This window comes from Spiribacter halobius, from assembly GCF_020883455.1.
Lineage (GTDB): Bacteria > Pseudomonadota > Gammaproteobacteria > Nitrococcales > Nitrococcaceae > Sediminicurvatus > Sediminicurvatus halobius.
This window is the reverse complement of the sequence record NZ_CP086615.1, coordinates 2,119,616-2,132,401: the sequence shown is the minus strand read 5'-3', so window position 1 is coordinate 2,132,401 and position 12,786 is coordinate 2,119,616. Positions and strand designations below refer to the sequence as shown.

At 68.2% G+C, this 12,786-nt stretch carries 15 protein-coding genes; 1 reads left to right on the top strand and 14 read right to left on the bottom strand.

What is annotated here, in order from left to right; genetic code table 11:
- Positions 1–8: 8 nt before the first annotated feature.
- The 14 genes from LMH63_RS09715 to LMH63_RS09650 form a co-directional block, all read right to left on the bottom strand.
- A complete protein-coding gene (locus LMH63_RS09715; RefSeq protein WP_158280340.1) occupies positions 9–377 on the bottom strand; it encodes a DUF4845 domain-containing protein in 369 nt (122 codons plus the stop codon).
- A 37-nt stretch (positions 378–414) separates the two neighbouring features.
- Positions 415–1,152: a signal peptidase I gene (lepB, locus tag LMH63_RS09710; protein WP_109677925.1), complete on the bottom strand. Its 738-nt coding sequence runs from the start codon at positions 1,150–1,152 to the stop codon at positions 415–417.
- 17 nt (positions 1,153–1,169) lie between these two features.
- Positions 1,170–2,966, bottom strand: a complete 1,797-nt coding sequence (gene lepA, locus LMH63_RS09705; RefSeq protein WP_109677923.1) for a translation elongation factor 4 — start codon at positions 2,964–2,966, stop codon at positions 1,170–1,172.
- 182 nt (positions 2,967–3,148) lie between these two features.
- Positions 3,149–4,585, bottom strand: coding sequence for a DegQ family serine endoprotease (locus LMH63_RS09700; protein ID WP_109677921.1), 1,437 nt, complete (start codon positions 4,583–4,585; stop codon positions 3,149–3,151).
- 56 nt (positions 4,586–4,641) lie between these two features.
- Complete coding sequence (locus tag LMH63_RS09695; RefSeq protein WP_109677919.1) at positions 4,642–5,640, bottom strand: MucB/RseB C-terminal domain-containing protein; 999 nt, start codon at positions 5,638–5,640, stop codon at positions 4,642–4,644.
- Entirely contained in the window at positions 5,624–6,274 is a 651-nt protein-coding gene (locus LMH63_RS09690) for a sigma-E factor negative regulatory protein (RefSeq protein WP_158280339.1), read from the bottom strand. The genes LMH63_RS09695 and LMH63_RS09690 overlap by 17 nt, the downstream gene beginning before the upstream one ends.
- A gap of 7 nt (positions 6,275–6,281) precedes the next feature.
- On the bottom strand, positions 6,282–6,869 hold the full coding sequence (rpoE, locus tag LMH63_RS09685; RefSeq protein WP_109677917.1) for an RNA polymerase sigma factor RpoE: 588 nt from the start codon (positions 6,867–6,869) through the stop codon (positions 6,282–6,284).
- Between the two features lie 267 nt (positions 6,870–7,136).
- A complete protein-coding gene (locus LMH63_RS09680) occupies positions 7,137–7,541 on the bottom strand; it encodes a protein YgfX (RefSeq protein WP_109677915.1) in 405 nt (134 codons plus the stop codon).
- A gap of 19 nt (positions 7,542–7,560) precedes the next feature.
- Positions 7,561–7,803, bottom strand: coding sequence for an FAD assembly factor SdhE (locus LMH63_RS09675; protein ID WP_109677913.1), 243 nt, complete (start codon positions 7,801–7,803; stop codon positions 7,561–7,563).
- Positions 7,804–7,814: 11 nt separating this feature from the next.
- Entirely contained in the window at positions 7,815–8,594 is a 780-nt protein-coding gene (locus LMH63_RS09670) for a succinate dehydrogenase iron-sulfur subunit (RefSeq protein WP_109677911.1), read from the bottom strand.
- Between the two features lie 48 nt (positions 8,595–8,642).
- Positions 8,643–10,430, bottom strand: coding sequence for a succinate dehydrogenase flavoprotein subunit (gene sdhA, locus LMH63_RS09665; RefSeq protein ID WP_109677909.1), 1,788 nt, complete (start codon positions 10,428–10,430; stop codon positions 8,643–8,645).
- A gap of 3 nt (positions 10,431–10,433) precedes the next feature.
- On the bottom strand, positions 10,434–10,814 hold the full coding sequence (gene sdhD, locus LMH63_RS09660; protein WP_109677907.1) for a succinate dehydrogenase, hydrophobic membrane anchor protein: 381 nt from the start codon (positions 10,812–10,814) through the stop codon (positions 10,434–10,436).
- 11 nt (positions 10,815–10,825) lie between these two features.
- On the bottom strand, positions 10,826–11,206 hold the full coding sequence (gene sdhC / locus LMH63_RS09655; RefSeq protein ID WP_109677905.1) for a succinate dehydrogenase, cytochrome b556 subunit: 381 nt from the start codon (positions 11,204–11,206) through the stop codon (positions 10,826–10,828).
- 104 nt (positions 11,207–11,310) lie between these two features.
- The gene (locus tag LMH63_RS09650) at positions 11,311–11,493 is read right to left on the bottom strand and encodes a DUF1674 domain-containing protein (RefSeq protein WP_109677903.1); all 183 of its coding nucleotides are present in this window, start codon (positions 11,491–11,493) and stop codon (positions 11,311–11,313) included.
- Between the two features lie 111 nt (positions 11,494–11,604).
- On the opposite strand from LMH63_RS09650, the gene ygfZ reads away from it, so the two are divergent.
- The gene (gene ygfZ, locus LMH63_RS09645) at positions 11,605–12,648 is read left to right on the top strand and encodes a CAF17-like 4Fe-4S cluster assembly/insertion protein YgfZ (RefSeq protein WP_109677901.1); all 1,044 of its coding nucleotides are present in this window, start codon (positions 11,605–11,607) and stop codon (positions 12,646–12,648) included.
- Positions 12,649–12,786 lie beyond the last annotated feature (138 nt).

The following is a 12,786-nucleotide window of genomic DNA, read 5'->3' as shown; positions in this document are numbered from 1 at the left end:
GTTCTCCGTCAGTTGCGGATCACGGCGTCGCGCCGGAAGCTCGCCACGAGATCGAGATTGCCGAGCAGGTCCACGCGCACCTCGTACTCGACGAACATCTCCAGCCCGCCGGCGACCTCGCGGAACTCCACGTCACGCGGGCCGACGGACTCGATGTCGTTGACCTGCAGGCGGCGGCCGAAGGTCTCCCGCAACTGGTTTCGGTCGTTGCCGGAGAGCCGGCTCTCCGATTCGATGTCGGCCATCACCGAGGCGATCGAGTATGCCTCGATATAGACCGGCACCAGCCGGATTGCCACCAGCAGGGCGAGGCCGATGATGGCCAGGACCAGCACCACGCCGATGAGCGTCATGCCACGCTGCCGCTTCGCGCTCATGGTCACCTCCCGTGTCGACCCGAAAGCGTCCGGCCCGTCATTCGATGACATCGCCCAGCCGCCCCCAGTTGATACCGCCATTCCAGCTCATCCAGATCAGGAATGCCTCCCCGACCAGGTTATCGCGGGGCACCGGCCCCCAGATTCGGCTGTCGCTGCTGCGGTCGCGGTTGTCCCCCATCATGAAGTACTGCCCCTCGGGCACCTCATAGGTGAAGCCGCGATCGCGCGCCCCGCGATGCACCAGCATACGGTGCCACTCGTCCCCGATCCGCTCCCGGAACAGGCGCACACCTTCGTCGCCCTGCCAGCTGCCGAGGGCCTCCACCGGCACCGCCTCGCCGTTGATGTAAAGGCGCTTGCCCTCGTAGCGCAGGCGGTCGCCGGGCACCCCGACGATGCGCTTGACGTAGTCCTGATTCGGATCCCGCGGATAGCGGAAGACCACGACGTCGCCCCGCTCGGGGTCGCCCAGCGGCACCAGGAGCTGGTGCCCAACCGGCAGGCGCAATCCATAGGAGAACTTGTTGACGAGGATGAAATCGCCGATATGCAGGGTCGGGATCATCGAGCCGGAAGGGATCCGGAAAGGCTCGACCACGAACGAGCGCACCACCAGCACGATGAGGATCACCGGGAACAGGGAGCGGGCGAGATCGACCCACCACGACACCCGCGCCTCCGGGTCGCGACGCCGTCGCCGCCACCGGTCCCAGCCCCAGACGACGCCGGTCACCCCGGTCAGGACCACCAGGAGGGTCTCGAAATCCAGCATGCGACGGGTCCCCTGCCCTACTTGTTACTGTCCACCTGAAGCACGGCCAGGAAGGCATCCTGCGGGATCTCCACCCGGCCCACCTGCTTCATGCGGCGCTTGCCCGCCTTCTGCTTCTCCAGCAGCTTCTTCTTGCGGGTGATGTCACCGCCGTAGCACTTGGCGGTGACGTTCTTGCGCAGCGCCTTGACGGTGGAGCGGGCGATGACCTTGGAGCCGACCGCCGCCTGAATCGCCACCTCGAACATCTGTCGCGGGATGATCTCCTTGAGCCGCTCGGTGAGATCCCGGCCGCGGAACTCCGCCTGGTCGCGATGGACGATCACCGACAGCGCGTCCACCCGATCGCCGTTGACCAGCACGTCGAGCTTGACCAGCCGCTCCGCCTGGAAACGCCGGAACTCGTAGTCGAAGGAGGCATAGCCGCGGCTCGCGGACTTCAGCCGATCGAAGAAATCCAGCACCACCTCGGCCATCGGCATCTCGTACTCCAGGGAGATCTGATTGCCGACGTACTGCATCATCTTCTGCGTGCCCCGCTTCTCCTCGCAGAGCTTGATGACATTGCCGACGTATTCCTGGGGCACGAGAATGCTGGCCAGGATGATCGGCTCGCGCACCTCCTCGATGTCATTCGGAGCCGGCAGCTGCGAGGGATTGTGCACGTAGTGCACCTCGCCGTCCTTGTCCACCACCTCGTGCACCACGGTGGGCGCGGTGGTGATGAGCTCGAGGCCGTACTCGCGCTCCAGCCGCTCCTGCACGATCTCCATGTGGAGCATGCCCAGGAAGCCGCAACGGAAGCCGAAGCCGAGCGCCTCGGACACCTCCGGCTCGAAATGCAGGGCGGCGTCGTTCAGGCGCAGCTTGGCGAGGGCGTCGCGGAACGCCTCGTAATCATCGGCGCTGATCGGGAACACCCCCGCGAACACGCGCGGCTGCACGACCTTGAAGCCGGGCACCGGGCTCTCGGTGGGGCGACGCGCATCGGTCAGCGTGTCGCCCACCGGTGCGCCGTCGATATCCTTGATGCCGGCCACCACGAAACCGACCCGCCCGGCGGTGAGCGACCTCCAGGGCGTCCGCTTGGGGGTGAAGATGCCGAGCTCGTCCACCTGGAACTCGCGGCCGGTGGACATCACGCGGATGCGGTCGCCCTTCTTCAGCTCGCCGTCGAAGACGCGCACCAGGCAGACCACGCCCAGGTAGTTATCGAACCAGGAGTCGATGATCAGGGCCTTGAGCGGCCCTGACGGATCGCCCTTCGGCGCCGGAATGCGCTGCACCAGGGCCTCCAGCAGCTCGTCGACCCCCTGCCCCGTCTTGGCGCTGATGGGGATCACATCCGCCCCGTCCAGCCCGATGATCTCCTCGATCTGCTGGATCACCCGGTCCGGCTCCGCCGAGGGGAGGTCGATCTTGTTCAGCACCGGGATGACCTCGAGCCCCTGCTCCACCGCCGTGTAGCAGTTCGCCACGCTCTGGGCCTCCACGCCCTGGGAGGCGTCCACCAGCAGCAGGGCGCCCTCGCAGGCGTACAGCGAGCGGCTCACCTCGTAGGAGAAGTCCACGTGCCCGGGGGTGTCGATGAAGTTGAGCTGATAGCGGCGGCCATCCCGTGCCTGGTATTCCAGGGAGACGCTCTGCGCCTTGATGGTGATGCCCCGCTCGCGCTCCAGGTCCATGGAATCGAGCATCTGCTCGCCCATCTCCCGCTGACTCATGGAGCCCGAGCCCTCGATCAGGCGGTCGGCCAGGGTCGACTTGCCGTGATCGATATGCGCGATGATGGAGAAATTCCTGATCTGGTCCATGCGGTTCCGGGGCCGATGCCCCTGTTGGCAGAATCAAAGACGCCGCAGCGGCCGGAGCCGCTGCGGCGACGGTCTAACCCGGCGCAGACGATACGGGTTTGTGCCGCCGTGCTCAAATGCCGCCGGCGGGAGCAGCCTCGCCAGCCCCCTCCATCCGCGGCTGGGGACGTGGATCGAGGGGGCTAGGGTACCCGCAGCGCCAGAAAGCGGGGCCCGTCCTGGCGCTGAACGAGCACCGGCACGCTCTGGCCGGACTCCAGCGCCGCCAGCACACGCTCCAGCTCGGCCACGTCCGTCACCGGCTCACGATTGACCCGGGTGATGACGTCACCGCGCTGCAGCCCGGCCTCGGCAGCCGCCCCCGGCCCGACGTCGACCACGACGACGCCGGCCACCTCGTCATCGAGACCAAGCGCGTCCCGCGCCTCCCGATCCAGCGGCTCCACGTCGAGCCCGAGGTCGTCGAGCATGGAGTCCTGCGGCGGCATCTGCTGGCCGCCGCCCTCTTCGCCACGGGGCTGCTGGCCGGCATCCTCCGGCAGCTCCTCCAGGGTGACGTCGAGCTCGCGGCGCTCGCCGTCCCGCACCACCGTGAGGGTCACCGTCTCGCCCACCGGCATCCGCCCGACCATGGGTGGCAGCGAACCCGACATCGGCACCTCGCGGCCATTGAACTGGACGATCACGTCCCCCGCCTGCAGCCCGCTCCGGGCGGCCGGGCTCTCCGGCAGGACCTGGGCCACCAGCGCGCCCTCCGGGCGATCCATGCCGAAGGACTCCGCAAGCTCACGGGTCACGTCCTGGATCAGCACCCCGAGCCAGGCCCGCGTCACCCGGCCATCCGAGCGCAGCTGCTCGACGACGTCCATCGCCAGCTCGATGGGGATGGCGAACGAGACGCCCTGGAATCCCCCCGAGCGACTGTAGATGTGGGAATTCACGCCCACCACCTCGCCGTCGAGGTTGAACAGCGGACCACCGGAGTTGCCCGGGTTGATGGCGACGTCGGTCTGCAGGAACGGCACGTAGTTCTCGGTGGGGAGGCTCCGGCCCTTGGCGCTGACGATGCCGGCCGTCACCGAGTACTCGAAGCCGAACGGCGAGCCGATGGCCAGCACCCACTCGCCCACCTCCAGCGTCGACGACTGCCCGATGTCCACGGTGGGGAGGTTGTCGGCGTCCACCTTGAGCAGCGCCAGATCGCTGCGCTCATCCGCCCCCACGAGCTCCGCCACCATCTCGCGGCGATCACTCAGACGCACGACGATCTCGCTGGCACCCTCCACCACATGGTTGTTGGTGAGGATGTAGCCGTCCTCGGAGATGATGAAGCCTGAGCCGAGCGACCGCGAATCGAACTGAGGTGGCGGCTGCTCGCCGTCCTCCATGAAGCGGTCCAGAAAGTCCCGGAAGGGGTGATCCTCCGGCAGATCCGGCATGCCGGGCAGGCTGCGACCGGCCTGGACCTCCTGCGTGGTGCTGATGTTCACCACCGCCGGACTGCTGCCTTTCACCAGCTCGGTGAAATCCGGCAGCTGGGCGCTGGCGGCCAGCGGCAGCACCAGGCCGCAAAGCAATGCCAGCAGGCAGGCCCGGGCGGTGGCCGAAATCGCGGTCATAGACCCTCCCCTCATACCGGTTGCCGGCCGTCAGCTCCAGGCTGTGGCCGGGAAGTTCACTCGGTGCCGGCGCGATGCTCGAGCGAACGCGCCATGCGTTCGACCGTATGCGCCGGCACCTCACCCACCACCAGCGCCTGGTAGCCGTCGATGGTCCGGCCATAGGCATTCATGGCACCCATGCGGGAGAGCCCCTCGAGCAGACCCTCATGGACATGCCGGTCCACGTAGAGAGAAACCGTGGCGAGACCGTCCGAGTAGACATGATGGCGCACCATGCCCTCGCTACCCGGCAGCGAATGCATCTCGCTCATGCGCAGCTCGAAGCCCGGCGGCAGATCGGTGATGCGCCAGCTGTCATCCGGGGTCTCCGGTGGGCGCTGCTGCACGGAACGCCGTACCCAGCTGAAGCCCTCGCCGGAGAGATGGGGCTCAAGCGCGCTGTCCGGCAGCGAATCCACCACCTCGAGACTCACGAACAGTATCTGCTCGAGGATCTCGCCGGCGTCGTCGCGCAGATCCGAGCGCAGCAGCAGACCGGTGTCGCGGTCGACCCAGAGCTCGTAGCCGTAGCGGGCGTCGTCCCGCGGCTCGATCATCACGCGAACGGCGGCCCGACCGGCCACCCGCCCCTCGCCCCGGAGGCTGAAGCGATAGTGGGGCTGCAGGGCGGCGATGTCGGCAGGCAACAGCTCGCTGAGCGGGTTGCTGGCCTGGCGCCGGTCGACGACCACGGACTGGGCGTCCGGGAGGATGCAGGTGACGGTGTCGTCGTCGCGGAGGATCTCGCGGGCATCGCCATTGAGGGAGTGCAGCCGCTCACGCTCGCTGCCGCCCGGCAGCGCCTTGTGCCAGATGCGCAGGCTTTCGATGTTGCCGTCGTACCGATAGACGAACGTGCCGGTGTAATTCAGGTCACGCAGCGCGCTGTTGACGCGCTCGAGCCAGGCCTGGGCGGAGTGCTCGCCGGCGTGGGCAGCGCCCGCGATCAGCGCGAGCCCGAACAGCAGGCTGCAGGCGGCGGCCGCCAGGCGGGCCCTACTCGCTACGATCATGCCCGGCGATACGTGCGTACTTGAGCATACCGCCGAGGCGGCCCGTGGACGAGTGCTCGCTGTGGTTCACGAGATAGAAATTCAATCGCTCCTGCGCCGCCGGATCGAGTTGCTGCCACTGCCGCGAGGCCTCCGGGTCGGTCCCGTCCTGTCGCTGCTCGGCGCTGCCCACCGCGGCGACGGGGCTAAGCCCGGAACCGCTGCCGGACACCGGGGCACCCGCCTCCAGGCTGCCCGACGCCAGCTGCTCGAGTGTGGGCGCGCTCGTGGGGTTGGGCGATTCGCTCAAGCGGGGCCAAAGAGTGACCATCGCCAGCGCCACGGAGGCGGCGATGGCGACACCAGCCACCGGGCGGGCCACGCCCTCCACCAGGCGCCGCCGGCGGGTGCGTCCGGTCATATGCACCGGCTCGTCCTCCAGCGCGGCTCGCAGGCGCGCCGCGAGGTCGTCACCCGGCGGCCCGGCGTGGGGCCGCAGGGCCTCGCGCAGGGTCTCGCGCATCAGGAAGTAACGCTCCAGCTGTGCCGCCGCCTCCGGCTCCTCGCCGAGCCGGTGCGCCAGACTGCGCATCTCGTGCGAGCGGAGCTCCCCGTCCGCCATCGCAGAAAGTTTCTCGCGTACGTCGTCGCGCATAGTCCCGTCACCTGTCAGTGTTCGACAGCAGCGGCCGCAGCCGCCGGTCGATGGCATCCCGCGCCCGGAAGATTCGCGAGCGCACCGTACCGATGGGGCAATCCATGGCCTGTGCGATCTCCTCGTAGGTCAAACCTTCCAGCTCCCTCAGCCTGATCGCCGTGCGCAGATCCGGCGGTAGCGCCTCGATGGCCTCGAGCACGGTGCGCTCGATCTCGTCGCGCTGCGCCAGCGCCTCCGGCGAGTCCTGATCCTTGAGACGCGATTCGATGTCGTATCGTTCCGCATCCTGGGCATCGATATCGTTATCCGGGGGCCGCCGTCCCTGGGAGACCAGATGGTTCTTTGCCGTGTTGATGCCGATCCGGTACAGCCATGTGTAGAAGCTGCTGTCACCCCGAAAGTTCGGCAGCGCCCGGTAGGCCTTGATGAAGGCCTCCTGGGAGACGTCCAGCGCCTCGGCGTGATCATGCACGTAGCGGGAAATGAGCTTCACCAGCTTGTGCTGATACTTGAGCACAAGCTCGTTGAAGGCCTGCTTGTCACCGGCCTTCACCCGCTCGACCAGTTCCTTGTCGGCCGCGCCCGTGCTCACGGCGCCACCGTACCGGGCGGCGGCGCAAGCGGACACGTGACGCCGTAGACAGTGACGCTCATGGAGAAGTTCGTCGGGTAAGCCTGTGGTCCCCGTACTGCCAGCGCGGGTGCGCGGCGGGGGCGCGGTGGCATGCTTATGGTTCGCAGTGCAGCAATGCCGGAAGAGTACTCGATCGGCCGGAAGCGGTGCAACTTGGGGGCATAGCCCGCATACCAATCGCTGCGGGCGCGGATCTGGCGGGCAGGCTTCCGCGGCAGCGGCGTTTCATTGACTGGCTTGGCCGCCGTGCTCCCCGGCCCCGTGCTCCAGCAGCGCCGCCCGCAGCCGTCGATGCTGTTCGGGTGAGCAGGCATCCGCGGGCACCACCACCGTGCGCGCCCCCGGACCCCGCCCGAAACGCAGCACGCACAGCCCGGGATGGACGAGACGATCCCGGAGCTCACCCTGCCAGCGCCGGCCGGCGCCATCCTTCAGCCACCAGCTGCCGCTGCCGTCGCGGCCGATCAGCCCGGGGGCGCCACTGAATCCGGAGTGATGACGCCGAAGCGTGAGGACAAGCTCGGTCAGGACTGCCGCAAGCCAGAGAAGGCGCCAGCCCGGCCCCAGCGAGTGCAGCAGCAGTGCCGGCGCGGCCGCCGCCGCGTGTACCAGCAGAATGGCGACGAGCAAGGTGCGGCTCGGTTGCAGCTCAAAGCCCGGAAGCAGCGCGGATCTGTCGGGTGATCTCGGCGAGGGTCCCATCCCTGGGTACCTCCCCCTTCAGCAGCCAGTCGATGAGGTCGTCGTCCTCGCACTCGAGCAGCCGGTCGAAGGCGACCCGCCCCTGCTCATCCAGCGCCGCGTGGCCGCCCTCGAGGAAGCGGACCAGCAGGGCATCCAGCTCCTTGGTGCCGCGCCGGCAGCGCCAGCGCAGGCGGGCGGTCTCGCTCACGGGAGATCCGCCTACTGCCGCGCCACCATCAGCCGCTTGATCTCGGCGATGGCCTTCGCCGGGTTGAGGCCCTTCGGGCAGGCCTCGGCGCAGTTCATGATGGTGTGGCAGCGGTAGAGCTTGAATGGGTCTTCCAGCTCGTCCAGGCGCTCGCCGGTGGCCTCGTCCCGGCTGTCCGCGATCCAGCGGTACGCCTGCAGCAGGATCGCCGGGCCGAGGTAGCGATCGGGGTTCCACCAGTAGCTCGGGCACGACGTCTGGCAGCAGGCGCAGAGGATGCACTCGTAGAGTCCGTCGAGCTCTTCCCGGTCATCCTTGCTCTGCAGGCGCTCGCGGTCCGGCGGCGCCGGCGTCTGCGTGCGGATCCAGGGCTTGATCGACGCATACTGGGCGTAGAAATGCGTCATGTCCGGCACCAGGTCCTTGACCACGCGCATCGACGGCAACGGGTAGATGCGCACGTCACCGTCGACCTCGTCGATGGCCTTGGTGCAGGCGAGCGTATTGCGGCCGTCGATGTTCATCGCGCAGGAGCCGCAGATGCCCTCACGGCAGGAGCGCCGGAAGGTGAGCGTGGGGTCGATCTCGTTCTTGATCTTGATCAGCGCGTCGAGAACCATCGGCCCGCAGCTGTCCAGGTCCACCTGGTAGCTGTCGACGCGGGGATTCTCGCCGCTGTCCGGCTCCCAGCGGTAGACCTTGAAGGTGCGCACGTTCGCCGCGCCCTCGGGGGCGGGGTGCTCCTTGCCCGGCTTGATGCGGGAATTCGGGGGCAGGAAGAACTTCGCCATGTCGAAACCTCTCGCTGAACGCTGTGCGGAAGGGGGACCACCGCGGGGTCAGTAGACCCGTTGCTTCGGCGGGATGACCTCCATCTCGTCGGTCAGCGTGGTCATGTGCACCGGGCGATAATCAAGCCGCACCTGGCCCTTCTCGTCCATCCAGGACACGGTGTGCTTCATCCATTTGTCGTCGTCGCGGTCGGGGTAGTCCTCGTGGGCGTGGGCGCCACGGCTCTCGGTACGATTGAGCGCGGACTCCATGGACGTCACCGCGTTGCCAAGCAGATTCTCCAGCTCGAGGGTCTCCACCAGATCGGTGTTCCAGATCAGCGAGCGGTCGGAGACGTGCACGTCGGCGAAGCTGTCGAAGATCTCGTGGATCCGCTTCGTGCCCTCCTGCAGGGTCTCCGTGGTGCGGAACACCGCCGCATACTCCTGCATGGTGGCCTGCATGCGGTCACGGATGCGGGCGGTGGGCTCGCTGCCATTGGCGTTACGCAGGCGGTCGAGCCGCTCCAGGGCCGGGTCGGCGCTGTCCGCGCGCAGGGGGCGGTGCTCGCCCTGCTCGGCGACGATCTCCGCGGCGCGGATCGCCGCCGCGCGTCCGAAGACCACCAGGTCCAGCAGCGAGTTGGAGCCGAGGCGATTGGCGCCGTGCACCGAGATGCAGCCGGCCTCGCCGATGGCCATGAGACCGGGTACCACGGCGTCCGGGTCGCCGTCGCGGGGCGCGACCACCTCGGTGCGGTAGTTGGTGGGGACGCCGCCCATGTTGTAGTGGACCGTGGGCAGCACCGGAATCGGTTCCTTCGCCACATCCACGCCGGCGAAGATGCGCGCGGTCTCGGCGATGCCCGGCAGGCGCTCGTGGATGACCTCGGGGCCGAGATGCTCCAGGTGCAGGTGGATGTGGTCCTGCTTCGGCCCGACGCCGCGTCCCTCGCGGATCTCGATGGTCATCGATCGGCTCACCACGTCGCGGGAGGCGAGGTCCTTGGCGTTCGGGGCATAGCGCTCCATGAAGCGCTCGCCGTCCGAGTTCGTGAGGTAGCCGCCCTCGCCGCGCACGCCCTCGGTGATCAGGCAGCCGGCACCGTAGACGCCGGTGGGATGGAACTGGGTGAACTCCATGTCCTGCAGCGGCAGCCCCGCGCGCAGCACCATGCCGCCGCCGTCACCGGTGCAGGTGTGGGCGGAGGTGCAGGAGAAGTAGGCGCGCCCGTAGCCACCGGTGGCGAGCACCGTGACGTGGGCGCGGAAGCGGTGGATCCGGCCGGTGGCGAGCTCCAGCGCGATCACCCCGCGGCAGACCCCGTCCTCCATGATCAGATCCAGCGCGAAGAATTCGATGTAGAACTCCGCCTGGTGCTTCAGGGACTGCTGATACAGCGTGTGCAGTATGGCGTGGCCGGTGCGGTCCGCCGCGGCGCAGGTGCGCTGCGCGCGACCCTCGCCGAAGTGGGTGGTCATGCCGCCGAAGGGGCGCTGGTAGATCTTGCCCTCCTCCGTGCGGGAGAACGGCACGCCATAGTGCTCGAGCTCGATGATGGCCGGGATCGCTTCCCGGCACATGTACTCGATGGCGTCCTGGTCGCCCAGCCAGTCCGACCCCTTGATGGTGTCGTAGGCGTGCCAGCGCCAGTCGTCATCGCCCATGTTGCCAAGGGCAGCGCTGATGCCGCCCTGGGCGGCGACGGTGTGGCTGCGGGTCGGGAATACCTTGGTCAGGCAGGCGGTGGTGAGGCCCTTCTCGGCCATGCCGAACGTCGCCCGAAGGCCCGCGCCGCCGGCGCCCACCACGACGACGTCGTAGGAATGGTCGACGATCTCGTAGTCACCCGCCATGCCTCAGCCTCCGAACGCGGTCATGAGCACTGCGAAGATGGCCGTGACGGCCAGTAGCAGCGCAGCGAATTTCTCCAGGACGATGAGCACGAGGCGCAGCGCCTCGTTGCTGACGTAGTCCTCCAGGATCACCTGCAGCCCCAGGGACGCGTGATAGAACATCGCACCGAAGAACAGGATCAGCAGGACGGCATTCACCGGGTTGCCGACCCAGGCCGCCGCCGCCTCGTAGCCGCCCCCGGCGTTGCTCGCGATGCCGATAACGAGCCACAGCACCAGCGGTACCAGCGCCACCGCCGTGAGCCGCTGGGCCCACCAGTGGCCGGTACCGTGATGCGCAGCGCCGAGGCCGCGCGCCTGCTTGATGGGGGCGCGGTATTCCATGCGTAGCTCCTTCAGACCAGCGCGATGAGCCAGGCGAAGACGGTCAGCAGCGCCGCAGCGCCGATTGCGGCCTGCCCCGAGCGCTGCGCCGTGTCCAGCTCGAAACCGTAGCCGACGTCCCAGAACAGGTGCCGAATGCCATTGCAGAGGTGATAGAACAGACCGAACGACCACAGGAACATGAGCACCTGGACCGGCAGGCTGCCGAGGAAGCCCTGGGCCGTCGCGTAGGTGTCCGGCCCGGCGGACACGGCGACGACCCAGTAGACCAGCACCAGCGAACCGGCGGCATTCAGGGTCCCCGAGATGCGGTGGCTGATCGACGTCAGCGCCGTGAAAGGCAGGCGGTAGACCTGCAGGTGGGGGGACAGTGGCCGGTTGGCTATGCTCATCGTCTCAACCCTTTGCGTGTCAGCGCCCGTAAAAGCGGGGCTCAAAGTAAACGCTCGCCCGGGAGCGCGCAAGATCGCGGCAGTGCAACATGCGCGGGCGAGCGCTAGAAATCCGTGCAGCGGCCGTTATGCTCCCAGTCGCCGTAGCGGGTCGGCTCCGGGCCCCGGCTGCCGCCGATCTCACGAGGCCAGGTGGCGGGGCGCTGCCAGTCGACGGTGGTATCCTGCGCAGACCGGGAGGCGTCGTTGCGGGTGTCCTCGTCGCGGGGGTTGACGTCCTCTGCCATGGGCACGATCTCCTATGGGTCGTAACGCGACTTCGCCGCCAAGTATCGCACACCTTGTGACCATTCCAGAAAACGGCGGGTTCACTGCCGCTGGCCAGAGAGGGAGACTAAATGCGCGAGCCCTGGCGCAACCTGCTCGATCCCGACACCCAGGAAACCGGCTTCGGCTTCACCGGCAGCGCCGAGCTGGAGCGCGCCGCCGCCGATGGCGGTCTGGCCGCGCCGCTGCCACGCCTCGGCCTGCTGCACGTGGCGGGCGACGATGCGGCCACCTTTCTGCACAGCCAGTTGACCCAGTCCATCGCCGACCTGGACGAGCACACCTCCCGCCTGGCCGGATGGTGCTCGGCCAAGGGGCGGCTGCTGGCGCTGTTCCGGGTCCTGCACACGGATACCGGCCTGCTGCTCCTGGGGGACCGCGACGTTATCGAGGCCTCGCTACCGAGGCTGCGCATGTTCGTGCTCCGCGCCCGGGTGGCGCTTACCGACCTGAGCGCCGAGGAGGGCGTGCTGGGCCTCGCCGGGCCGGCCGCGGAGTCGCTGCTCGCGGAAGCCGCCGGCAGCCCGCCGGCGACCCCGGGCGGCGTCACCCGCGCCGGCGACCTGCATGTGATCCGTCTGCCCGGCGAGCCACCGGTGCGTTATCTGGTGAGCGCTCCCGCCGGCCAGCTCGGCGCGCTCTGGGAGCGCTTCAGCCAGGGGCTGACCCCGGCCGATGAGGGCTTCTGGGAGCTGCTGGACATCCGTGCGGGGCTGCCGGACGTTCGCCCGGAGACCCGCGAGCGGTTCGTGCCGCAGATGCTCAACCTCGAGCCCCTGGGGGGCATCAGCTACAGCAAGGGCTGCTACCCGGGGCAGGAGGTGGTGGCGCGGATGCACTATCTCGGTCGGCTCAAGCGCCGCATGGTGCGCCTCGAGAGCTCCGGGGAGCCCCCGGCACCGGGCACCGGCCTGCGCACCGCTGCCGGCCGTGACGCCGGCGAGGTGGTGAGCGCCGCCGCCCGCCCCACCGGCGGCTGCGAGCTACTGGCGGTGGTCCGCATCGAGGCCGAGCGGGAGGAGCTCCTCGTCGACGGCCTCCCGGCGACGCCACTACCGCTCCCCTACCCCCTCCCGGCAGGCGACGGCTCCGCGCCAGAGGGAGGTAGGGACTAACCGCGAAGACGCTAAGGACGCGAAGGGAGATGAGAATTCAACACCAAGACACAAAGAACACAAAGAACACAAAGAACACAAAGAACACAACTAAATGATTTTCTCGGTGAAACCTTTGTGCGCTTTGTGTCTTGGTGT

Bases quoted from the DNA above. Each gene is read 5' to 3' on its own strand.
- LMH63_RS09700 (WP_109677921.1), bottom strand. From the start codon at position 4,585: ATGACCGCGATTTCGGCCACCGCCCGGGCCTGCCTGCTGGCATTGCTT.
- lepB (WP_109677925.1), bottom strand. From the start codon at position 1,152: ATGCTGGATTTCGAGACCCTCCTGGTGGTCCTGACCGGGGTGACCGGC.
- sdhA (WP_109677909.1), bottom strand. From the start codon at position 10,430: ATGGCGGGTGACTACGAGATCGTCGACCATTCCTACGACGTCGTCGTG.
- LMH63_RS09715 (WP_158280340.1), bottom strand. From the start codon at position 377: ATGAGCGCGAAGCGGCAGCGTGGCATGACGCTCATCGGCGTGGTGCTG.
- sdhD (WP_109677907.1), bottom strand. From the start codon at position 10,814: ATGGAATACCGCGCCCCCATCAAGCAGGCGCGCGGCCTCGGCGCTGCG.
- LMH63_RS09695 (WP_109677919.1), bottom strand. From the start codon at position 5,640: ATGATCGTAGCGAGTAGGGCCCGCCTGGCGGCCGCCGCCTGCAGCCTG.
- lepA (WP_109677923.1), bottom strand. From the start codon at position 2,966: ATGGACCAGATCAGGAATTTCTCCATCATCGCGCATATCGATCACGGC.
- sdhC (WP_109677905.1), bottom strand. From the start codon at position 11,206: ATGAGCATAGCCAACCGGCCACTGTCCCCCCACCTGCAGGTCTACCGC.
- LMH63_RS09650 (WP_109677903.1), bottom strand. From the start codon at position 11,493: ATGGCAGAGGACGTCAACCCCCGCGACGAGGACACCCGCAACGACGCC.
- LMH63_RS09690 (WP_158280339.1), bottom strand. From the start codon at position 6,274: ATGCGCGACGACGTACGCGAGAAACTTTCTGCGATGGCGGACGGGGAG.
- LMH63_RS09670 (WP_109677911.1), bottom strand. From the start codon at position 8,594: ATGGCGAAGTTCTTCCTGCCCCCGAATTCCCGCATCAAGCCGGGCAAG.
- ygfZ (WP_109677901.1), top strand. From the start codon at position 11,605: ATGCGCGAGCCCTGGCGCAACCTGCTCGATCCCGACACCCAGGAAACC.